Below are 20,707 nucleotides of genomic sequence, written 5' to 3' on the forward strand. Positions count from 1 at the left end.
GAGGAGTGGCGGAGGCGGACGGGAATCGAACCCGCCAGACCGAGATGCTCGGTCTCACCGGTTTTGAAGACCGGGGCGCCCACCAGGACACGTACGCCTCCACGGTCCAAACTATCACCGCCGGACCAGGGGAGACTCGCCCAGCACGGACCACTGCGAAGCCTTAGGCTCCACGCATGAGCGAGAGCCCGATCCGTCCCGTGTCCCAGCCCACGATCCGACTGACCACCATGGCGCACGGTGGCGGCTGCGCCTCGAAGATCCCGCCGGGTGAGCTCGAGGAGGTCGTCTCCGCCCTCTCCGGTCAGCAGTACGAGCAGGTGATCGTGGGGCTGGAGGACGGGGACGACGCTGCAGCGGTGCGGATCGGCGGAGCCGACGGGATCACCGCGGTGCTCTCGACCGCGGACTTCTTCACCCCGGTGGTCGATGACGCCTTCGACTGGGGCCGCATCGCCGCCGCGAACGCGCTCTCGGACATCTATGCGATGGGCGGGGACCCGGTGGTGGCGATCAACCTGGTGGGATGGCCCCGCGGGGTGCTCCCCTACGAGCTGCTCCAGCAGGTCCTCGCAGGCGGGCTGGCCATCGCGCAGGAGGCCGGGGTGCCGGTGATCGGCGGGCATTCGGTCGATGATCCGGAACCCAAGTACGGCATGGCGGTCACCGGCACCGCGCATCCGGACCGTCTGCTGCGCAATGACGCCGCCGAGGCCGGGCTGCCGATCACGCTGACCAAACCCCTCGGCGTGGGGCTGCTGAACAACCGGATGAAGGTGACCGGGGAGGCCTCCGCTGCGGCGATCGAGAGCATGGTCGCTCTGAACCGCGATGCCTCGAAGGCGGCGCTCGCAGCCGGAGCGAGAGCCGCCACCGACGTGACCGGCTTCGGGCTGCTGGGCCACCTGTTCAAGATGGGCCGCGCCTCCGGCGTGGGCATGGTCATCGACCGCGCCGCCGTGCCGCTGATCGACGGGGCCGCCGAGGCGCTGCGCGACGGCTACGTCTCCGGCGGCACGCGACGGAATCTGGAGTGGGTTCAGGCCAGCGGAGGTCTGCGCGCCGGCTCCGGCATCACCGAGGAGGATCTGCTGCTGCTCGCGGATGCGCAGACCTCGGGCGGGCTGTTGGTGATCGGCGAGGTCCCCGGCTCTCCGATCATCGGCGAGACCGTGGCGGGCTCTGGCATCGACGTGCGCTGAGCCTGCTCTCGGGCCGGGCCGACGGCACGGCCATCGACATGCGCTGAGCACTCCCTCGCCGGTGCACTCCCCCGCCGGTGTTCATCCAGCGGTGTTCAGCCAGCGGTGTTCAGCCGGCGGTGGTGATCGAGTCGTCGGTGATGCCCGCGGCGCGGCGTGCAGCGAGCCGTGCCTGCTGCGGCTCGATGACGCGGCGCGGGTCCTTCACGGACTCCAGGCCCGCGTACAGCACCCCGAAGCGGGTCAGCGCGGAGGCGGCCAGCAGCGCGGCCCCGCTCGCCGCGGCGATATACCGATTGCGGCCGCCGAGCAGGGTGCCGATGCCACCGGCGATCGCGAGGCGCTCAGACCACTTCAGCAGCATCCCGGCCTGCCCGGTCTGGAGCGGCTCGGCCTCCAACGGATGCATCGACTCCTTCATGAGGTGCATGGAGACGACGTCTCCCACCACCCCGGCGGTCGCGAGCAGCCGGGCTGGTCCGGCCTCCGCGACCGGGCTGGTGAGCATCGCAGCGCCACCGGCGGCGAGGCTGGCGGAGGAGGTGAAGAGGTAGGACAGGTGCCCGCGCCCCGCCTCCCAGGTCGGCACGACGGTGTTGCCCAGGAGCGCGCCGGTGTAGGACGCCAGCAGCGGCGCAAGCACCGCTTGTCCCACCGAGGAGGGGAGCTCGAGCCCGCCGAGCAGGCGGCGCAGCGCTCCCAGCGGGAGCCTCTCCCCCGTCATCCGGTCCACCTCGATCGCACCGAGCACCCCGGAGAAGGTCGCGAACCCGCTGAGGATCCAGGTCCCCACGCTCATCGGGGAAGTCACCTTGACGGTGCGCATCATGTTGAGGAATCGCTCGGGACGGCCGAGGTCCTCGATCAGAGCGACGGTTCCCGCCCCGACCGCGCCGAGGGCGAGGAGGCGTGAATTGCGGCGCAGCAGCGGGCGACCGGTGCACTGCGCGCCCACGGCGAGCAGCCCGGAGCCACCGGCGACCCCGCCGAGGAACAGGTAGATCGCGATCGGCTCCTTCCACGGCGGAGCTTTGACGACCGGACGGCCGTAGTACGAATCGAACTCACCTGCGCGCTCGAACTCGACGTCCTCGACGACGGCGCCCTCGCGGGACCCGTCCCCCATCCCCACCTCGGTGAGGTCACGGCGGCGCCGTCTCCTGCCCCGGCGGCGCGTGCGCGGCAGCTCGGGTGGACGGTCGGCGTCGAACTCGGTGATGCTCATCGACGTCCTCCCAGGAAGGAGAGCGCGGCCACGGCGATCATCCCCGCGGCGGCGACACCGACCCGGGCATAGGTGGCAGGCAGGGACTTCGTGGGGACCTGCGGGTCCGGCGGCAGCCCGTAGACCTCCGGCTCGTCCAGCAGCAGGAACACCGAGCCGGTGCCGCCCACGCCGTCCTTGGGGTTCGCGCCGTACAGCCGGGCCTCGGTCATGCCCCGCTCATGGAGGTCGGTGACACGCTGCCGTGCCTCCGCGGTCAGGTCAGGATGGTCGCCGAACTTGATCGACTGGGTGGGGCAGGTCGCGGAGCAGGCGGGCTGCTCCCCGTCGACCATCTTGTCGTAGCACAGGGTGCACTTGCTGGCGGTGCCCATGCGGTCCACCGTGTCCCCGCGGTGCGCGAAGGGGGAGATGGTGCCGTCGTCGCGGCGTTCGATGACGCCGAAGGGGCAGGCGCTCACACAGGTGCCGCAGCCGTTGCAGACGTCCTCCTGGACGACCACCGACCCGAATTCGGAGCGGAAGATCGCGCCGGTCGGGCAGACGTCCAGGCAGCCGGCGTTGGTGCAGTGCTTGCACACGTCGGAGGACATCAGCCAGCGGAACTCGGGGGTGTCCGGCGGGGTGCGGTCAGTGCTCGACAGGTCCCCGGCCGGGGTCGCGCCGCGGCGACCCGAGGACTTCGGACCGATCCCGGGCATGCCGAGGCTGACGAGCTTGCGGCCCGACTCCTTCGCCTCCTCGATCCGCTCCTGGCCCTGCTCGATGAAGGCGACATGACGCCAGGTGTTGGCGCCGAGCTCACCGGTGTTGTCGTAGCTCGAGCCGAGGATCTCCAGGTTGCCGTCGATCGGGTTGCGATTCCACTCCTTGCACGCCACCTCGCAGGCCTTGCAGCCGATGCAGATCGAGGTGTCGGTGAAGAAGCCCTTGCGCTCGTGGTCATGACCCCAGCCCGTGCTGGCGGCAGGTCCCTCTGGTCCGGCGAGCAGGCTCATCGGTTCTTCATCTCCTTCATCGAGCGTTCTCCGCTGGGGACCGCACTGGCCTCCTCCGGTCCGCGCACCGCGTGAGGGACGGAGGTATCGGCCGGTCCGGCCCCCGGGGCGCCCTCGGCCCCGTCGACCTCCGGATGCTCCGACGGGATCAATCCGGCCCGTCGGCGATAGGCCTCGACCAGTTCACCACGCTCCGGGCCCCGCGGGCGGCGCCCCGGGATCAGGGTGCACGAGTTGTTCTTGCTGTTCTGGATCTGGGTGTTGGCGTCGAGGTTCATCCCGATGAGGTCATTCGCACCGTCGCCGGAGATGATCGCCTCGGTGCCCTGGCCCCAGTGGAACGGGAGCCCGATCTGGTGGACCGTCCGGTCCCCCACCTGCAGGGGCGTCATCCGTTCGGTGATCAGCACCTTCGCCTCGATCGCGCTGCGCGCCGAGATGATGGTCGCCCAGCCGTAGGGCTCCAGCCCGACCTCCGCGGCGAGCTCCGGGGAGACCTCGCAGTACATCTCCGGCTGCAGCTCCGAGAGATAGGGCAGGAAGCGGCTCATGCCACCGGCGGTGTGGTGCTCGGTGATCCGGTAGGTGGTGAACACATAGGGGTACACCTCGCCGCCCGGGCCCATCGCCCCGGGAGAGCTGAGATTGTCCTCGTCCCGGAAAGTGACCCGGGTGGGATTGGACTGCTGCAGGTACAGCGGGTTGCGGATGTTCGACTCCGGGGACTCGTAGTGCGTCGGCATCGGGCCGTCGACCATCCCTGTGGGGGCGAACAGCCAGCCGCGCCCGTCGCCCTGCATGATGAATGCATCGGTGCCGGAGAGCGCCGCGGCGCCGCCCTGGCGGGGATCGCCGGGATCGTCCGGACGCTTGGTCAAAGGGAAGTCGGGGACATCGTTGCCGGTCCACCGGCCAGCCTCCTCATCCCACCACACGAGCTTCTTCTTCTCGCTCCAGGGCCGTCCCTGGGGGTCGGCCGAGGCACGGTTGTAGAGGATCCGGCGGTTCGCCGGCCAGGCCCAGCCCCAGTCGGCGGCGGTCTCGTCCTGGTCCTGCCCGGGCGTGCGGCGGCGGGCCTGGTTGATGCCGTCGGCGTAGACGCCGGCGTAGATCCAGCACCCGCCGATCGTGGAGCCGTCGTCCTTCATCTCACCGAAGGCCTTGAGCGGCTGCCCGGCCTTCTCACCTTCGAGGTGGCGGCCGTTGATCTCGGCCAGCACCGACTCAGCGTCGGGCTCACCGTGCTCGTTGACCGGGTAATCCCAGGTCAGGTCCAGAATCGCGCGGTCTCGCGGATCGGTGGAGTCCTTGAGCTTCTCGCGGATCCGCACCCCGAGGTCGTACATGAACTCGAGGTCGCTCTTCGCGTCCCCTGGCGGCTCGACGGCCTGGTCGCGCCACTGCACCATCCGCTGAGTCTGCGTGAAGGAGCCGGCCTTCTCGGTGTGGTTCGCCGCCGGGAGGAAGAACATCTCGGTGGCGATCTGCTCCGGGGTGAGCTCCCCCGACTCGATCTCCGGGCCGTCACGCCACCAGGTGGCGGATTCGATCATGTAGAAGTCCCGCACCACCATCCACTGCAGGTGCGACATGCCCAGGCGCTGGAGCCGCCCGTTCGCGGAGCCGACGGCGGGGTTCTGACCGAACAGGAAATAGCCGTCGACACCGTCCTCGAGCATCCGCATCGTGGTCTGGTAGGTGCCGTGCGCGCCGGTCAGCTTGGGCAGGTGGTGGTAGCCCCAGTCGTTCTCGGCGGTCGCGTTCTCGCCCCACCATGCCTTGAGCAGGTTGATGGTGTAGATGTCGGCGTTCGCCCAGAATCCCTTCTGCTCCTTCTTGCCGATCGCGCGGGTGAACTCGGCGAAGTCGTCCTGGCCCACCTTCGGCATCGGCAGGTAGCCGGGGAGGATGTGATAGAGCGTCGGGATGTCCGTGGAGCCCTGGATCGTGGCGTGACCGCGCAGCGCCATGATCCCGCCGCCCGGGCGTCCCATGTTACCCATGAGCAGCTGCAGGATGCCGGAGGTGCGGATCATCTGCGCACCGCCCTGGTGCTGGGTCCAACCCAGCGCATAGGCGAACATCGTCGTCTTCTCACGTCCCGAGGCCTCGGCGATCGACGTCGCCAGGTACTCGAAGTCCTCCGGGTCGATGCCGCAGGTGTCCTGGACCATCTGCGGGGTGTAACGGGCGTAATGACGCTTCAGGATCTGGAGCACGCTGCGCGGATGCTGCAGGGTCTCGTCGCGCTCGGGCAGGCCCCGGGCGAGGCTCTCCTCATCGCCGGCGTACGCCCATGTGCTGTTGTCATAGGTGGAGGTCTCCGGGTCATAGCCGGAGAACAGTCCGTCGAGATCCTCGGGGTCGCCGTATTCCTCGGAGATGAGCGTCGAGGCGTTGGTGTAGGCCTGGACGTACTCCTTGAAGTACAGCTCGTTCTCGAGCACGTGCCGGATCACGCCGCCGAGCAGCACGATGTCGGTTCCGGAGCGGATCGGGATGTGTCGATCAGCGTTCGCGGAGGTGCGGGTGAAGCGAGGATCCACATGGATCACCCGCGCACCGCGCTTCTTCGCCTCGATCACCCACTGGAACGCGACCGGATGGGCCTCGGCCATGTTCGAGCCCTCGATGACGATGAGGTCCGCATTGGCGAAGTCCTGGACTGACTGCGTGGCACCGCCACGCCCGAACGAGGCTCCCAGACTGGGAACCGTGGCGGAGTGTCATATACGGGCCTGGTTCTCCATCTGGATGGCGCCCGCCGCGGTGAAGAACTTCTTGATCAGATAGTTCTCTTCGTTGTCGATGGTCGCGCCGCCGAGACTGGCGATGCCCATCGTGCGCTTCAGAGGACGACCGTGCTCGTCCTCATCCTCCCAGTGCTTGCGGCGGGAGGCGATGAAGCGATCGGCGATCATGTCCATCGCCGTCTCGAGCTCGAGATCCTCCCACTCGGTCGCGTACGGCCGGCGGTAGCGGACCTTCGTCTGGCGGAGATACGAGTTCGCGAGCTGCTCGCTGGCCGCGCCCTTGGGGCACAGGCGGCCGCGGGAGACCGGAGAGTCCGGATTGCCCTCGATCTGGATGACCTTGCCATCCTTGTGGAAGACGCGCTGGCCGCAGCCGACAGCGCAATACGGGCAGATGCTGTCCGTCACCCCGTCGGCGTCAGCGGTGCGAGGGGTGGTGCTGCGGGTCTTCGCCGAGGTGACCGCCGTGCCGCGACCTGTCGGATCAGCCCCGCGAAGCTGCCGGATCACCGGCCAGTCGAGGAACGTTGTGCGAGCCATGCCGACATCCTACCCACTTAGTTCGTTCCGCAGGAGCAGTCCTCCGACGGGACAAATGCCGAGTCCTCACCTTTTCACCTGGGAAGATGCACCGGAGCTCACGATGGGGTGGGGCTCACCGCTCTGGCTTCTCTGCAGGGGCCGCGGTCGAGGTCGCGTCCCGGATCCGCTCGTGGTGACGGATCACCTCGGTGACGATGAAGCGCAGAAAGGCCTCGGCGAAGGTGGGATCGAGCCCCGCCTCGTCAGCCAGTGCGCGCAGCCTCTCCACCTGTTTCCGCTCGCGGGAGGGATCGGCGGGCGGCAGCCCGTACTCCGCCTTGAGCACCCCCACGCGCTGCGTATGGGCGAAGCGCTCGGCGAGCAGATGGACGAGCGCCGCATCGATGTTGTCGATGCTCCGCCGTTCCTCGAGGAGCAGCTCGCGGGCACGGCTCTCGGCGTGGTCGTCGTCGGTGGGAATCGTCTTCGCACCGGTCATGCCGTGCGCTCCCGACGAGCCCGGGGGCTCTCCCGGTCTGCGTCCTTGCCGGTGAGCATCAGCGGGGCGCGACCTTCGGTGATGACACCTTCGGTGATCACGACCTTCACCACGTCATCGCGCGACGGGACCTCGAACATCACCGGTTGCAGGGACTCCTCGAGGATCGCGCGGAGTCCGCGTGCGCCGGTCTCCCGCTGGATCGCCCTGTCGGCGATGGCCTCCAGGGCGCTGCGCTCGAAGTCGAGCTCCACTCCGTCCAGGGCGAACATCTTCTGGAACTGCTTGACCAGTGCGTTGCGCGGCCCCGTCAAGATGGTGATGAGGGAATCGCGATCAAGGTTCGAGACGCTCGTGATCACCGGCAGACGGCCGATGAACTCGGGGATCAGACCGAACTTCAGCAGGTCCTCCGGCAGCAGCTTGGCGTAGATCTGCTCCTGCTCGAGGGGGGTGTGCAGCTCAGCACCGAAGCCGATTCCCCGCTTGCCGAGGCGCGAGCCGATGATGTCCTCGATGCCGGAGAAGGCACCCGCCACGATGAACAGCACGTTGGTGGTGTCGATCTGGATGAATTCCTGGTGCGGGTGCTTGCGCCCGCCCTGCGGCGGCACGGCGGCGACGGTGCCCTCGAGGATCTTCAGCAGAGCCTGCTGCACCCCCTCCCCGGACACGTCGCGAGTGATCGACGGGTTCTCCGACTTGCGGCCGATCTTGTCGACCTCGTCGATGTAGATGATGCCCCGTTCGGCCTTCTTGACGTCGTAATCGGCGGACTGCAGGAGCTTGAGCAGGATGTTCTCGACGTCCTCCCCGACATAACCTGCCTCCGTGAGCGCGGTCGCGTCCGCCATCGCGAAGGGGACGTCGAGCATGCGGGCGAGGGTCTGCGCGAGATACGTCTTGCCACAGCCGGTGGGCCCCACCAGCATCACGTTGGACTTCGCGACCTCGATGTCGTCCCGGTCGGCGTCTGCGTCCTCCGCGAGACTCACCGCAGCGCTCTTCGCGGGCGAGGCCGATTCTGCGGAGTCCTGCGCGCGCACGCGCTTGTAGTGGTTGTAGACGGCGACCGCGAGCACCCGCTTGGCGGGCTCCTGGCCGACGACGTACTCCTCGAGGAAGTCGAAGATCTCTCGGGGAGCAGGGAGGGGGGCCTCGTCCTGAGCGACCGGCTGGGCAGCCTGGATCTCCTCAGCGATGATCTCGTTGCACAGCTCGATGCACTCTTCGCAGATGTACACCCCGGGGCCGGAGATCAGGCGTTCGACCTGCTTCTGCGACTTTCCGCAGAAGGAGCATTTGAACACGTCGGACCCATCGCTCGTACGCGCCATGTCCGTGTCCTTTCATCGGGCCGTCAGCAGTGCTCTTGCAGAATCCTCGGGTCACGGCTCGGGCCCCGCGGACCCTCACCACGGTACCGCGCACGCACCCCTGGGTGCGGTAGGCGACGCGCCCCGGGATGCCGCGCGCCGAGCAACATCAGCAGTCCCGCCGGAGCACGGCGACCGCTCCGCGGGGAAGACATCAGCCCCTGCCGATGCTCGCGAGCAGACAGGGGCTGATGATCGTGCCGCCGGTTCCCGGGACCTGGTCTCAGCCGAGGCGCCGGAACCGGCTGGAGATCACTTCGGGAGCTGTGCGCGAGGCACCTTGCGGGACTCCAGCACCTGGTCGACCAGGCCGTAGTCGAGGGCTCCCGCGGCAGTGAGGATCTTGTCGCGCTCGATGTCGACGCTGATCTGCTCCTTGGTGCGGCCGGAGTGGAAGGCCAGGGTCTCCTCGAGCCATTCACGCATGCGCATGATCTCGTTCGCCTGGATCTCGAGGTCGGACGCCTGACCGCCGCCGCCCTCTCCACCCATCGCGGGCTGGTGGATCATGATGCGCGCGTTCGGGAGCGCCAGGCGCTTCCCCGGAGCGCCCGCAGCCAGCAGCACCGCGGCGGCAGAGGCCGCCTGGCCCAGGCACACCGTGGTGACCTCGGGCTTGATGTACTGCATCGTGTCGTAGATCGCGGTGAGCGCGGTGAACGCGCCGCCGGGGCTGTTGATGTACAGCGTGATGTCGCGATCCGGGTCCTGGGACTCCAGGACCAGCAGCTGAGCCATCACGTCATCCGCGGAGGCATCGTCGACCTGGACACCCAAGAAGATGATGCGGTCCTCGAAGAGCTTGGTGTACGGATCCTGGCGCTTCATGCCGTAGGCGGTGCGCTCCTCGTACTGCGGAAGCACGTAGCGGGAGGTCGGGAGCGGGGCCGCGGGGGCCATCCGGCCGGCCTGGGCGATCGGCAATGCGCCGATGGTGCGGGGATCGAAGGTCACGGGGTCTCCTTGTGTCAAGGGTGTCGGTGGGTGCCGGGGAGCGGTCAGTCGGCGGTGCCGCCGCCACCGGTGACGTCACGCGAACCCGTGACGATCTTGTCGATGAAGCCGTAGTCCAGTGCCTCGTGCGCGGTGAACCAGTGGTCGTGCTCGGAGTCCTCGGTGATCTGCTCGAGGCTCTTGCCGGTCTGCTCGGCGATCAGCCCTGCCAGCTCACGCTTCATGGACAGGATGAGATCAGCCTGGATCTTGATGGCGGTCGCGGTGCCGCCGAGCCCGCCCAGCGGCTGGTGCATGAGCACCCGGGTGTGCGGGGTCGCGAAACGCTTGCCCTTGGCGCCCGAGGAGAGCAGGAACTGCCCCATCGAGGCGGCCATGCCCATGCCCACCGTCACCACATCGGGCTGGATGTACTGCATGGTGTCGTAGATGGCCATGCCCGCGGTGATCGAGCCGCCGGGGCTGTTGATGTAGAGGTAGATGTCCTTGTCCGGGTCCTCGGCGGCGAGGAGGAGCATCTTGGCGCAGATCGCGTTGGCGTTCTCGTCACGCACCTCGGAGCCGAGCCAGACGATGCGCTCGCGCAGAAGGCGCTGGTAGACGTTGTCGTCCAGTCCCATGGGGGTGTCGCCGGCCGCATTGCGGGGCGGGGAGGTCTGAGTGCTCTGCGAGGTCACGCGGGTCACGGTGTCTCCTTGATAGCGGAAATCGTCGATGACACGACTCTAGGCGCTGAGCACCGCCATCGCGGGCCCTGTTCGCCGCAGGCGCACTGCGGGACCGGACGGCAGACCTTGTCGGCAGCGAGATCGCCGCGCCCGGCTTGGCGGAGCGTGCTCCGCTGTGTCCCACCCCTCGCGAGTTCGTCAAGTCGTGGCGAGATCGGCCCGTGGCCTCGGCGGAGCCGCAGTCCTCGGCACCGTCGTCCTCGGCAGCGCCTTCGTCGGCGGCGCCGCCCAGGCCGCCCCGGCGGCCCCCGCCGCCCCGGTCGCCAGCGCTCCTGCTGCTCCCGCGGTCAACGCCGCCCCCGCGGCCCCCACGGTCGCCGCTCCCACCGCTGTCCTGAACAGCACGCAGAAGCTCCGCTGGGGCTCGCGCAGCGGCGCCGTGCAGGACCTGCAGTCCGCGCTCAACGACCATGGTGCGAACCTGGCCGTCGACGGCGTGTTCGGCAAGCGCACGCACTCCGCAGTGAAGGACTACCAGTCCTCGCAGGGCCTCCAGGTCGATGGCGTCGTCGGCCAGCAGACCCGCAGCGCGCTCAACGGCGGCGGCGTCTCAACCGGTGGCGCCTCGGCTCCGGCCGCCTCGTCCTCGAGCTCCTCCTCCAGCTCCAGCTCGATCGTCAACGCCGCCCGTTCGGCCCTCGGCACCCCCTACAGCTGGGGCGGCGCCTCGCTCGGCGGCATGGACTGCTCCGGCCTGGTGAACTACGCCTACCAGGCCGCTGGCATCGACCTCCCGCGCACCTCGAGCCAGATCGCCAACGGCGGTCGCTGGATCTCGCAGTCGCAGGCCCAGCCCGGTGACATCGTCGCCTGGTCCGGTCATGTCGCGATCTACGCCGGCAACGGCCAGATTATCGACGCCTCCGGCTCCAAGCAGCGCGTCGTCGAGCGTTCCATCTGGGGCAACCCGATCGGCTTCGTGACCTACCGCTGATCCGCATCCACGGACGCTCGAGCGGCCCGGTTCCCTCTGGGGAGCCGGGCCGCTCGCATGCCCGCTCGGTCATCTCTGCTCGACTCAGCGCGGCCGGTAGATCCTGCCGAACGCCTCCTCCGCGCCGGGGATCGGTCCGACCAGCTCCCACTTCACCAGGCGCCCACCGGGCACCTCGAAGGCGCGGGTGCCGTCACCGAGCATGACCGGGGCCGAGAACACCTGCAGCTCGTCGACCAGGCCGTGCTCCAGTGCCTGACGGGCGATGTCCGCACTGATGATCTGCACGTCCCTGCCCGCTGCGAGCTGCTTCGCCCGGTGCACCGCCTCCACGATGTCCACGTCCCATGCAGTGACCGCTGGATCGTCGGCGAGCTCCTCGGGGCGGTGAGTCAGGATGATCTCGATGCCCTTCCATGCCCCGCCATAGGCCTCGGCGGTGAGCTCATCGCGCTGATCAGCCTGTTCACGTGCCGCGTCATAGCCACGGCGGCCGGAGAGGATGACACCGACGTCCGCCGCGAGCCGTGCGACCACCGACTCGTCCATCCTCGGGCAGGCCTCGAGCCACGCCATGTCATGCCCGGGTCCGGCGATGAACCCGTCCAAGGACGCGGTGAAGCCCCAGGTGACCCTGCTCATGCGGGGCGCGGTCGACGATCTCATCAGGAGCCTCCGGGGACGGCGACCATGGGCCGGTGCGGCCCGGGTCGTCGAGTCTTCCACCGACGACGCCGGGCCGCCACCCCCGAGGGGTGACGGCCCGGCGTCGTCTCACGCCCCGTGAGGGGGGCGGTGGATCACTCGGAGTCGGTCGCCTCGACGGCCTCATCCTTCTTCGCAGCAGCCTTCTTGGCCGGAGCCTTCTTCGCAGGCGCCTTCTTGGCCGGGGCCTTCTCGGCCGGCTCCGCCTCAGCGGCGTCGCCGTCGGCCGCCGCAGCGGCCTTCTTGGCCGGAGCCTTCTTGGCCGGAGCCTTCTTGGCGGGGACCTTCTCGGCCGGCTTCGCCTCGTCAGCGTCGGCGTCGGCGTCGTCTGCGGCAGCGGCGTTCTTCGCCGGAGCCTTCTTGGCCGGAGCCTTCTTCGCCGGAGCCTTCTTGGCGGGAGCCTTCTTGGCGGGCTCCTCCTCGGACTCCGCCACCTCGGCGTCGTCGCCCTCGGACTTCAGGCCCAGGTCTAGGACGTCGCCCGCGGTGTTCTTCACGGTGACGTCTGCGAGCACGACCTCGAGCGCCTTGGAGCGCTGGACCTCGGAGAAGATCTGCTCGAGCTGACCCGACTGGGCGAGCATCTGCAGCAGCTGGTTCGGCTCGACGCCGTACTGCCCCGACAGCTGGGTCATGTAGTTCATGAGGTCGCTCTGATCGACGTTCACCTCGCGGGTGCCGTTGATCTCGTCGAGCAGGAACTGGGCGCGGACTGCCTTCTCGGTGTCCTCGCGGATCTCCTCGCCGTGCGGGTCACCGGCTTCCTTGCCCTCGTTCTCCAGGTGGGAGAGGATCTCGTCCTCCACCAGCTGCTCGGGGACCGGGATCTCGAGCTCCTCGAGGAGCTTCTCGAGCAGTGCGTTGCGGGCCAGGCCCACACGGTTGCCCTCGGCGTCGGCGGCGGCCTGCGTGCGCAGGTCCTCCTTGAGCTCGTCGATGGTGTCGAACTCGGACGCCATCTCGGCGAACTCGTCGTCGGCCTCAGGCAGCTCGCGCACCTTGACGGACTGCGCGGTGACCTTCACCAGGGCCTCCTCGCCGGCGCGGTCGCCACCGGCCAGCTTGGAGGTGAAGGTGGTGGTCTCCTCGGCGGAGAGGCCGATGAGCGCCTCGTCGAGGCCCTCGAGCATGTTGCCCTCACCGATCTGGTACGACACGCCCTCGACGGACTCGATCTCCTCGTCCTCGATGGTCGCGACCATGTCGAGGGAGACGAAGTCGCCGTCCTCGGCGGGACGGTCCACGCCCACGAGGGTGCCGAAGCGCTCGCGCAGCTCGTTCAGGCGCACCTCGACGGCGTCCTCGTCGACGGTCGGCTCCTCGATCTCGACCTCGTAGGTCGAGAAGTCGGGCAGCTCGATCTCGGGACGCACGTCCTGCTCGACGGTGAAGAGCAGGTTGCCGTCCTCGGAGCCGTCCAGGCCGGGCACCTCGGTGATCTCCACCTCGGGGCGACCGACGGGCTTGATCTCCGCCTCAGCAGCAGCCTGCTGGTAGAAGTCGGGCAGGGCGTCGTTGACAGCTTCCTGCATGATCGCGGGGCGACCGAAGCGCTGCTCGACGAGCTTGGAGGGGACCTTGCCCTTGCGGAAGCCGGGGATCTGCACCTGATCGGCGATCTTCTTGGTGGCGGTCTCGACGGCGGGCTTGAGCTCGTCGAAGGGCACCTCGACGGTGAGCTTCACCCGGGTGGGGCTGAGCTTCTCGGACTCGGTCTTCACTGGTCAGGTCTCCCTGTAGATGGACAGTAGGTGGACGTTTCAGATCGCGCCCCTGGGCCCGCACGCGGGCATCCCGGCGCGGAGTCGGGGTGACAGGATTTGAACCTGCGACTTCCCGCTCCCAAAGCGGGTGCTCTACCAAGCTGAGCTACACCCCGGGGGGCAACCTTGGAGATATTACCCGTTCCCGCTGCCTGGTGCCCCGATCGGGACAGGGGGCTGTGAGCAGATGCATGTCGCCTCCGCCACTGCGGATGTGCCCTCGCGCCGCTGATCTGGTTCAATGGAGCCGCAGCGCGGGCGTAGCTCAATGGTAGAGCCTCAGTCTTCCAAACTGATTACGCGGGTTCGATTCCCGTCGCCCGCTCCATGTCGACGCCGCGACCTCCCCGGAGGTCGCGGCGTCGTCGTCGTTCTCGAGCCCCGTACGCCCGCCGACCCCGCACGCTCTCTGGGCCGGTGCCGCGCCCCGAATCCCTTCACGCAGGGTCCGCAGCAGCAGCGGGAGCAGCGGGAGTCCGATCAGGTTCCGCCGCACTGTCCGGATCCCGCTGGCGCCGCAGGCCGTCGAGGGGTTCACTGGAGGCATGCAGAACCTCACCGACGATCAGCGCTACGCGGCGATCACTACGCGCGACGCGCGATTCGACGGCGTGTTCTTCACCTGTGTGCGCTCCACCGGGATCTTCTGCCGCCCCTCGTGCCCCTCGCGCACACCCCGCAGGGACCGCGTGGAGTTCACCCCCAGCGCCGCCGCAGCGGTGGAGCGGGGCTACCGGGCGTGCAAGCGCTGCGGGCCGCTCGCCCCTCCAGGTCCGGACTCTGGCGATCCTGCGGGTGAGCTCGCGCATCGGGCGCTCTCCCTGATCCACGCCGGCGCCCTGGACGCCGGACCGGACGGGAGCACGACCGTGGGCGAGCTCGCCGACCGGCTGCACGTCACCGAGCGCACCCTGCATCGTGCGCTGGTGGCCCGCACCGGCTCCGGGGCGGTCGCGCACGCCCGCATGGCCCGGGCCCGCCGAGCCCATGAGCTGCTGCGCTCGACCTCCTGGCCGATGGGCGATATCGCGGCAGCGGCCGGTTTCGGCAGCGAACGCCAGCTGCATGAGACGGTCCGTCGGATCTTCGGCCGGGCCCCGTCGGTGATCCGCGAGCTCGCCGCGCCTCGGCGCGGGGCCGGCGGGGTGAACAGCGCCGGTGGCGCCGGCGGGGTGGACGAGGCTGCCGGCGGAGCCAGCGCCGCCGTCGTTCGCGCCGACCTCGCCGTGCGCCGGCCTTTCCACGGAGCCGGACTCGCGAGCTGGTTCGCGGCCCGCGCGATCCGCGGAGTCGAGCACGTCGAGGATCTCCTCTGGACCCGGGCCGTGGCCCTCCCCCACGGTCCCGCGGTGCTGCAGGTCGACCTCGGGGTGGCGGACGGGCCGCTGCCGCTGACCGCACGTCTCACCGACCTGCGCGACTTCGCCGCCGCCGTCGCCCTGGCCCGTCGGATGCTGGACCTGGATGCGGACCCCCTCGGCATCGACGCCGGCCTGCGGGCGGCGATGCCGGCGCTGGCCCCTCTCCTCGATGCGCGACCCGGGGTGCGGATCCCGGGCACCCCGAGCCTCGCCGAGGCGCTGCTGTGGGCGATCGTCGGGCAGCAGATCACCACCGCCCGCGCTCGCGCACTGATCGAGTCCGCCACCGATCTCGCCGGTTCCGAGCTGCCCGCACCGCTGCGCACCGCGCACGTCCACCGGCTCTCCGTGTCACCGGCCGAGGCGGGCGCCCGCGCCGAGGAGTGGTTCCGGGGACCCGGCGCCCGCCGCCGCACCCTGGCGGCCGCGCTCGCTGACCCGCCGAACCCTCATCTCCCCCTGCCCGAGCTGCGTGAGCACCTGTTGGCCGTGCCCGGGATCGGTCCCTGGACCGCCGACTACGCCCTGCTGCGCGGAGCCCGCGCGATCGATATGGCGCCCCCGCGGGATGTGGCGCTGCTGGCCGTGGCCCGCGCGCTCGAGCTCGCCGACGACTTCCCCGGACTGGACCGGGCACTCGACGCCGCCTCCCCCTGGCGCAGCTATGCGGTGATGCACCTGTGGCATCACCGCGAGGATCTCCCCGCAGACCTCCGAACCCTTCGGAAGGACCGCTCATGACCACCGCTCTCCATCATCCCGACCGAGCCCATCGCCTCCTCGGGACCCGACTCGGCACCTACCTGCTGGCGGCAGACGCCGCCGGACTCGTCGGCGTCTGGCGCCAGGACCAGAAGCACTTCCCCGCGACGAACCGGCTCGGCGGCACTGCCGAGGGTCCTCATGCCGTGCTCGACGAGGCAGGGGTCCAGCTGCTGGCCTACCTCGCCGGGGACCGGGACGGCTTCGAGCTGCCGCTGGCTCCCGAGGGCACCCCCTTCCAGCGCGCTGTCTGGCACCATCTGGCCTCGATCCCGCGCGGCACCACCACCACCTATGGACAGATCGCCCGCGCCCTGGACCGGCCCCGCGCAGCGCAGGCCGTCGGCGCCGCCGTCGGCTCCAATCCGCTGTCGATCGTGGTGCCCTGCCATCGGGTGGTGGGCCGCACCGGGGCACTGACGGGATATGCCGGCGGGATCGAGACGAAGCAGGCACTGCTCCTGCTCGAGGGCGCACTGCTCGCGTGACACCATGGGACGATGACGCCGTCCGTTCCGCAGGTCCCCATGCTGCAGCCCTTCCGGTTCCCCGTCGCCGCGCGTTACGCGGGCATGGAGTCCTCGCCGTTGAAGGACATCTTCGCCCTCGCCGCTCGCCAGGACATCGTCTCCTTCGCCGGAGGGATCCCGGACCCGGCGCTCTTCGCGCTCGAGGATGTCACCGCCTGCTACGACTGGGTGCTCTCCCACCAGGGGCACCGGGCGCTGCAGTACGGGGTGAGCGAGGGAGAGGTCGAGCTGCGCGAGCAGGCTGCCCGGCGTCTCTCCCGGGATCTGCCGACCGCTGCCTCCCAGATCCGGGTCACCTCCGGCTCCCAGGAAGGGCTGTTCGTCATCGCCCAGGCCCTGCTCGAGCCCGGTGACGTGGTGCTGGTCGAGTCCCCCACCTATCTCGCGGCGGTGCAGGCGTTCGCCGTCCATGGCGCGCGCATGATCGGGGTCGACACCGATGAGGACGGCGTGATCCCGGAGGCGCTCGAGGAGGCGATCACCACCCATCATCCGCGGATGGTCTATCTGATCCCATCCTTCCAGAATCCCACCGGGCGCACCATGCCGGTGGCACGCCGGCAGGCGGTGGCCGACGTGCTGCAGCGCTCGGACGTGCCGCTGATCGAGGATGATCCCTACGGAGCGCTGAGCTTCACCGGCAGCACCTGGGCCCCGATCGCCTCCCTGCCCGGGATGAGCGCGCGCACGATCCTGCTGAACTCCATGAGCAAGCTGATGAGTCCCGGAGTGCGGATCGGCTGGATGCGCGCGGAGGGCCCGATCCTGGACACCCTCGCGGTCGCGAAGGCGGCGATCTCCATGCAGTCCTCGGTGGTGGACCAGCTGATGGTGGCGCGATACCTCGACACCGCCGATCTCGATGCCCATGTCGCGACGGTCAGCGGCGTCTACCGGGAACGCCGGGACGCGATGACCGCAGCGATCACCCCGGTGCTCCCCGACGGTGCGCACCTGACCCGGCCCGAGGGCGGGATGTTCCTGTGGGCCGCGCTCGGTGAGGGGTACGACGCGCAGCGCATGCTCGCGGAGGCGGTCGCGGCGGGTGTCGCCTATCTGCCGGGCTGGTCCTTCTTCGCCGACCATGCCGACCGCTCCACGATGCGGCTGAGCTTCGTCACCCACTCCCCCGCGGTGATCCAGGAGGCCATCGGCCACCTCGGCGAGGTCATCGCGAATCACCGCCGCGACTGACCGGGGTCGATCCCCTCGACCCGGCCGCCCGGGCCGAGCGCGGCTGCCGGCCCGCCCAGCGGATCAGCGCGTTCTGGGCAGTACGGAAGCTCCAGGGAGCGATCACCAGTTCCTCCTCGCCGCGATCGCTCAGCGTCTCAGCGCGCGCAGCCGGAACCGGGCCATCAGCGCCATCGAGGCGGTGAGGACCGCCGCTCCGCCCAGCAGCCAGGGCAGTCCGAGCCTCCCGAGGCCGGCGAGCACCGCTCCGGAGACCATGGCAAGCAGGATCGCATCAGCCTGCCAGGCCAGCATCGGGATGACCGCCATGTCGCCCTGCGGGGTGGGCATCGGGGTGCTCAGGCTCAGCGGCATCGGCCCCTTGGCGGCGTCCCGTCCCCGACCGGCGATCATGACCGGTGCCAGCGCAGCGGGCAGCAGCACAGCCTCCAGCATCCCGGGCCCGCCACCGATCGTCAGGTGCACGGCGCCGCCCCCGAGCACCGCGAGCGCGCTCAGCAGCAGGGCCGGCGCGACGGAATGCAGGAGCACCTGGAGGGCGGCCGACTGCCCGAAGAGCGTGGGTGCCCCGAGCGTATGGACTCCGTGCCGGATCCCGTCGGCCAGGGTGCCGGCAGCGCCCCAGAGCGCCGTGGCCCCCAGCAGCACCGCGCCCCAGGCGAGCGGGCCGGTGAGCAGGGTGGAGCCGGCGAGCGCCGCGGCCGCAAGCAATGCCACGACTGCTCCGACGGCGAGGCGCTCGGGGCTGCGCAGCCAGGCCACCGCATCGCGCTGGGCGTACAGCAGCAGCAGGGGGCGGGATCCGATCGCGGGCAGGCGCCGTCCGGCCGACGGCGGGGTGCGGAACGACCCTGCGGCACCCGCGAGGTCCCCGGTGGTGGCGATCGTGGTCGCCGACGCCCAGCGCTCCGAGTGCTCTCGCAGCACGCTCCCCCGCAGCCTGTCCAGCTGGGTGAAGCCTGCCGCGGTCGTGACGATGCCGATGCCCAGGAGGAGCAGCGCCCAGAGCATCGGCCGGGCCGCCCCGACCGGATAGACCCCACCGAGTCCCGGCGCGGACGGCAGCACCGTGCAGAGGGCGGCCGCGGCCAGCAGACCTCCCGCCAGCAGTCGACGGCCCCCCGCCCCGAACAGCTCACCGGCCAGCCAGGCGGCTCCCAGCAGCAGGCCGGTGCCGGCTCCGGCGACCACGAACCAGGCGGCGTCCTCGCCCGTGGCGGCACCGTCGCTCACCAGTGTGACCGCGATCAGGACGGTCACCGTGACCGCGCTGAGACCGGGGACCAGCAGCGCCCGAGCCAGTGGCCTCCAGAGGACGTCCCGTCGGCGAATCCCGCTCGCGGCGAGGGTGGCGGTGAAGAACGGTGCCAGCAGCGCAGGGCCGCGCAGGGCACCGAGCATCACCATCGCGCCTGCCGCCGCGAGCGAGACGGAGGTGGCGACCTGCGGGGCGAGGGGGTGCAGCAGCGCCGGGAGCACGTCGGGCCGGGCCAGGAACGTGCCCGACATCCGCAGGGCGGGTGCGGCGAACACCAGCACGCTCAGCACCACCACGTAGAGCAGGTACAGCAGATCGGCGCGGGTGCGGGCCTGACCGCGCAGCGCCCAGACCTCTCGGACGGCGCGGAGGTCCCCGGTCACGGGGCATCCTCCAGAGGGAGGCGGTGATCGGCGAGCGCCTCGAGCAGCCGGGGGTGATGCGTGGCCAGCACCACGGCGGCTCCCGCGTCGGCGCGGGCGCGGATCGCGCTGATCACGAGCTCCAGTCGGTGCGCGTCCAGGCGCTGCTCGGGCTCATCCAGCAGCAGCACCCGGGCCGGCCGGGCGAAGGTCAGAGCCAGGGACACCAGCTGCACCTGCCCGCTGGAGAGCTCATGGGGGTATCGGCGGCCGAGCGGCGTGATCTCGAGCTCCTCGAGCAGCGCCTGGGCCTGCTCGGCGCCGGCTGCCGCTGGCGTCCCCCAGGTGGCGGCGATGAACTGGAGATGCTCGGCGACGGTGAGGTCGCGGGCCGTCTGCGGTGGGCCGATCAGTGCGCCCAGAGCGGTGCGAAAACGACGGTCCCGGTCGTCCGGGGAGCGCCCGGCGATCCGCACGGTGCCTGCGGTGGGCTCGAGCAGTCCGGCGAGCACGCGCAGCAGCGTGGTCTTGCCGGAGCCATTGGCGCCGGTGAGCGCGAGGATCTCCCCGGGCTGCACGCTCCCGGTGGCCGCGAGCAGGAGCACGTTGCCGTCGAGCACCACCCCGACGTCCTCGAAGTGGACGAGCTCGCGCTCGACGGCAGATGCTGCGGAGCCGGTGACCATGCCCCCATCGAACCGCATCGCAGCCCGCTCGAACCTCCGACTTCCGTCTCGAGCGTGGCGTCGCCATGCCCCGACGGCGATGTGATGTAGGTGGAGACGTCACGCTCTGGATATTCTGTCAGATCCGTGAGAGAATGAACTGCTCCGTCGTAGGTGCCGTCACCCTGTTCTTGCAGGTCGAGCGGCACTCGAGCCGCTTCGTCGCTCTCGCGTTCCCGGCCCCGTCCGGGACCGTGTGCTGCCGGAGCTGGCCGCCTCGACCCCACCAGGGCCGCGGTACCGCCGGTGCGCAGGTCCACAGAGGAGGAACCCCTTGTCCGTTGCCGAAGCGTCTGACGTCACCGCCGCACCGAATTCCGGAGAAGTGCTCACACACCCCGTCCATGGACCGGTGCGCGTCGTCTCCATCTCCACCCGCACTGTCCGCGGCACCGACCGGGAGTATGTCGACCTGGTGGTCATCGGTGACGAGATGCGCATCTCCGTACCGTCCGGCGGCAAGGACGTCATCGGACTGCGCCCGCTCCTGGTGGAGAAGGAGATCGTCACGATGATCAAGCAGCTCGGCGAGCCCATCGAGCCGCCGGAGAAGAAGGCCTCCTGGGCGCATCGCATCAAGTCCCTCCAGATGCAGCTCCAGACCGGCCGTCTCACCGACCGCATCGAGGTCATCCGCAACATCGTCCGCGACTCGGGCGGAGTCCCCTCGAGCCTCGCGGAGCGCAATCTGCTCAAGCAGGCCATCGATCCGCTGGCCTCCGAGATCGCGATCGCCCGCTCGATCCCTCGCGAGGATGCCCAGGTGCTGCTGCACAGCACAGCCGAGAACGCCCTGGTGCCCGCCGCCGCCTGAGCACGGCGCTCAGGCCCCGGCGCCATCGGCGCCGCCGCTGCC

Annotated in this window: 17 protein-coding genes and 3 tRNA genes; 7 read left to right on the plus strand and 13 right to left on the minus strand. The window is 69.9% G+C overall.

Translation table 11 applies throughout. The features are described from left to right. Positions 1 to 6: 6 nt before the first annotated feature. Positions 7 to 101 (minus strand) — tRNA-Sec (locus Q0937_RS04155). A gap of 75 nt (positions 102 to 176) precedes the next feature. On the opposite strand from Q0937_RS04155, the gene selD reads away from it, so the two are divergent. Further along, positions 177 to 1,202: a selenide, water dikinase SelD gene (selD, locus tag Q0937_RS04160; RefSeq protein WP_299300041.1), complete on the plus strand. Its 1,026-nt coding sequence runs from the start codon at positions 177 to 179 to the stop codon at positions 1,200 to 1,202. 109 nt (positions 1,203 to 1,311) lie between these two features. Here selD and nrfD read toward each other — a convergent pair whose 3' ends face one another. The 7 genes from nrfD to Q0937_RS04195 form a co-directional block, all read right to left on the minus strand. After that, the gene (gene nrfD, locus Q0937_RS04165; RefSeq protein ID WP_299300043.1) at positions 1,312 to 2,427 is read right to left on the minus strand and encodes an NrfD/PsrC family molybdoenzyme membrane anchor subunit; all 1,116 of its coding nucleotides are present in this window, start codon (positions 2,425 to 2,427) and stop codon (positions 1,312 to 1,314) included. Beyond that, positions 2,424 to 3,425 carry a 4Fe-4S dicluster domain-containing protein gene (locus Q0937_RS04170; protein WP_299300045.1) on the minus strand — a complete coding sequence of 334 codons (1,002 nt, stop codon included), beginning with the start codon at positions 3,423 to 3,425 and terminating at the stop codon, positions 2,424 to 2,426. The genes nrfD and Q0937_RS04170 overlap by 4 nt, the downstream gene beginning before the upstream one ends. Continuing rightward, positions 3,422 to 6,718, minus strand: coding sequence for a formate dehydrogenase-N subunit alpha (fdnG, locus tag Q0937_RS04175; protein ID WP_299300047.1), 3,297 nt, complete (start codon positions 6,716 to 6,718; stop codon positions 3,422 to 3,424). Before fdnG ends, Q0937_RS04170 begins: the two co-directional genes overlap by 4 nt. Positions 6,719 to 6,833: 115 nt before the next feature. Further along, on the minus strand, positions 6,834 to 7,199 hold the full coding sequence (locus Q0937_RS04180) for a chorismate mutase (RefSeq protein WP_299300049.1): 366 nt from the start codon (positions 7,197 to 7,199) through the stop codon (positions 6,834 to 6,836). Then, positions 7,196 to 8,536, minus strand: coding sequence for an ATP-dependent Clp protease ATP-binding subunit ClpX (gene clpX / locus Q0937_RS04185; protein WP_299300051.1), 1,341 nt, complete (start codon positions 8,534 to 8,536; stop codon positions 7,196 to 7,198). Before clpX ends, Q0937_RS04180 begins: the two co-directional genes overlap by 4 nt. 291 nt (positions 8,537 to 8,827) lie before the next feature. Then, positions 8,828 to 9,475 (minus strand): ATP-dependent Clp protease proteolytic subunit, encoded by a 648-nt coding sequence (locus Q0937_RS04190; RefSeq protein WP_299300949.1) that lies wholly within the window; start codon positions 9,473 to 9,475, stop codon positions 8,828 to 8,830. A 98-nt stretch (positions 9,476 to 9,573) separates the two neighbouring features. Beyond that, positions 9,574 to 10,149, minus strand: a complete 576-nt coding sequence (locus Q0937_RS04195; protein WP_299300951.1) for an ATP-dependent Clp protease proteolytic subunit — start codon at positions 10,147 to 10,149, stop codon at positions 9,574 to 9,576. A 253-nt stretch (positions 10,150 to 10,402) separates the two neighbouring features. Here Q0937_RS04195 and Q0937_RS04200 point away from each other — a divergent pair, with 253 nt between their 5' ends. Then, on the plus strand, positions 10,403 to 11,191 hold the full coding sequence (locus Q0937_RS04200) for a C40 family peptidase (RefSeq protein WP_299300053.1): 789 nt from the start codon (positions 10,403 to 10,405) through the stop codon (positions 11,189 to 11,191). A gap of 84 nt (positions 11,192 to 11,275) precedes the next feature. Here Q0937_RS04200 and Q0937_RS04205 read toward each other — a convergent pair whose 3' ends face one another. From Q0937_RS04205 to Q0937_RS04215, 3 genes are all read right to left on the minus strand, one after another. After that, positions 11,276 to 11,833 carry a dihydrofolate reductase family protein gene (locus Q0937_RS04205; RefSeq protein ID WP_299300055.1) on the minus strand — a complete coding sequence of 186 codons (558 nt, stop codon included), beginning with the start codon at positions 11,831 to 11,833 and terminating at the stop codon, positions 11,276 to 11,278. Positions 11,834 to 11,991: 158 nt separating this feature from the next. Continuing rightward, positions 11,992 to 13,617, minus strand: coding sequence for a trigger factor (tig, locus tag Q0937_RS04210; RefSeq protein ID WP_299300057.1), 1,626 nt, complete (start codon positions 13,615 to 13,617; stop codon positions 11,992 to 11,994). Positions 13,618 to 13,701: 84 nt separating this feature from the next. Beyond that, positions 13,702 to 13,775: transfer RNA gene (locus Q0937_RS04215), tRNA-Pro, on the minus strand. 138 nt (positions 13,776 to 13,913) lie between these two features. On the opposite strand from Q0937_RS04215, the gene Q0937_RS04220 reads away from it, so the two are divergent. The 4 genes from Q0937_RS04220 to Q0937_RS04235 all read left to right on the plus strand — a co-directional run bounded on the left by Q0937_RS04220 (position 13,914) and on the right by Q0937_RS04235 (position 17,506). After that, positions 13,914 to 13,987, plus strand: a tRNA-Gly gene (locus tag Q0937_RS04220). A 217-nt stretch (positions 13,988 to 14,204) separates the two neighbouring features. After that, positions 14,205 to 15,761: an Ada metal-binding domain-containing protein gene (locus Q0937_RS04225; RefSeq protein ID WP_299300059.1), complete on the plus strand. Its 1,557-nt coding sequence runs from the start codon at positions 14,205 to 14,207 to the stop codon at positions 15,759 to 15,761. Beyond that, the gene (locus tag Q0937_RS04230) at positions 15,758 to 16,270 is read left to right on the plus strand and encodes a methylated-DNA--[protein]-cysteine S-methyltransferase (RefSeq protein ID WP_299300061.1); all 513 of its coding nucleotides are present in this window, start codon (positions 15,758 to 15,760) and stop codon (positions 16,268 to 16,270) included. The genes Q0937_RS04225 and Q0937_RS04230 overlap by 4 nt, the downstream gene beginning before the upstream one ends. A 12-nt stretch (positions 16,271 to 16,282) precedes the next feature. Further along, entirely contained in the window at positions 16,283 to 17,506 is a 1,224-nt protein-coding gene (locus tag Q0937_RS04235) for a PLP-dependent aminotransferase family protein (protein WP_299300063.1), read from the plus strand. 129 nt (positions 17,507 to 17,635) lie between these two features. Here the strand turns inward: Q0937_RS04235 and Q0937_RS04240 are convergent, their stop codons facing one another. Both Q0937_RS04240 and Q0937_RS04245 read right to left on the minus strand, forming a co-directional pair. After that, positions 17,636 to 19,147 (minus strand): hypothetical protein, encoded by a 1,512-nt coding sequence (locus Q0937_RS04240; protein WP_299300065.1) that lies wholly within the window; start codon positions 19,145 to 19,147, stop codon positions 17,636 to 17,638. Continuing rightward, positions 19,144 to 19,812 carry an ABC transporter ATP-binding protein gene (locus Q0937_RS04245; protein ID WP_299300067.1) on the minus strand — a complete coding sequence of 223 codons (669 nt, stop codon included), beginning with the start codon at positions 19,810 to 19,812 and terminating at the stop codon, positions 19,144 to 19,146. Before Q0937_RS04245 ends, Q0937_RS04240 begins: the two co-directional genes overlap by 4 nt. A gap of 313 nt (positions 19,813 to 20,125) precedes the next feature. On the opposite strand from Q0937_RS04245, the gene Q0937_RS04250 reads away from it, so the two are divergent. After that, positions 20,126 to 20,665, plus strand: coding sequence for a CarD family transcriptional regulator (locus tag Q0937_RS04250; RefSeq protein WP_299300069.1), 540 nt, complete (start codon positions 20,126 to 20,128; stop codon positions 20,663 to 20,665). The last annotated feature ends 42 nt before the right edge of the window (positions 20,666 to 20,707 follow it).

Source organism: uncultured Brachybacterium sp. (genome assembly GCF_947500705.1).
Classification (GTDB): domain Bacteria; phylum Actinomycetota; class Actinomycetes; order Actinomycetales; family Dermabacteraceae; genus Brachybacterium.

Coding starts and splice junctions, on each gene's coding strand:
- selD (WP_299300041.1), top strand. CDS start 177: ATGAGCGAGAGCCCGATCCGTCCCGTGTCCCAGCCCACGATCCGACTG.
- nrfD (WP_299300043.1), bottom strand. CDS start 2,427: ATGAGCATCACCGAGTTCGACGCCGACCGTCCACCCGAGCTGCCGCGC.
- Q0937_RS04170 (WP_299300045.1), bottom strand. CDS start 3,425: ATGAGCCTGCTCGCCGGACCAGAGGGACCTGCCGCCAGCACGGGCTGG.
- Q0937_RS04180 (WP_299300049.1), bottom strand. CDS start 7,199: ATGACCGGTGCGAAGACGATTCCCACCGACGACGACCACGCCGAGAGC.
- clpX (WP_299300051.1), bottom strand. CDS start 8,536: ATGGCGCGTACGAGCGATGGGTCCGACGTGTTCAAATGCTCCTTCTGC.
- Q0937_RS04190 (WP_299300949.1), bottom strand. CDS start 9,475: ATGGCCCCCGCGGCCCCGCTCCCGACCTCCCGCTACGTGCTTCCGCAG.
- Q0937_RS04195 (WP_299300951.1), bottom strand. CDS start 10,149: ATGGGACTGGACGACAACGTCTACCAGCGCCTTCTGCGCGAGCGCATC.
- Q0937_RS04205 (WP_299300055.1), bottom strand. CDS start 11,833: ATGAGCAGGGTCACCTGGGGCTTCACCGCGTCCTTGGACGGGTTCATC.
- Q0937_RS04225 (WP_299300059.1), top strand. CDS start 14,205: ATGCAGAACCTCACCGACGATCAGCGCTACGCGGCGATCACTACGCGC.
- Q0937_RS04230 (WP_299300061.1), top strand. CDS start 15,758: ATGACCACCGCTCTCCATCATCCCGACCGAGCCCATCGCCTCCTCGGG.
- Q0937_RS04235 (WP_299300063.1), top strand. CDS start 16,283: ATGACGCCGTCCGTTCCGCAGGTCCCCATGCTGCAGCCCTTCCGGTTC.
- Q0937_RS04245 (WP_299300067.1), bottom strand. CDS start 19,812: ATGGTCACCGGCTCCGCAGCATCTGCCGTCGAGCGCGAGCTCGTCCAC.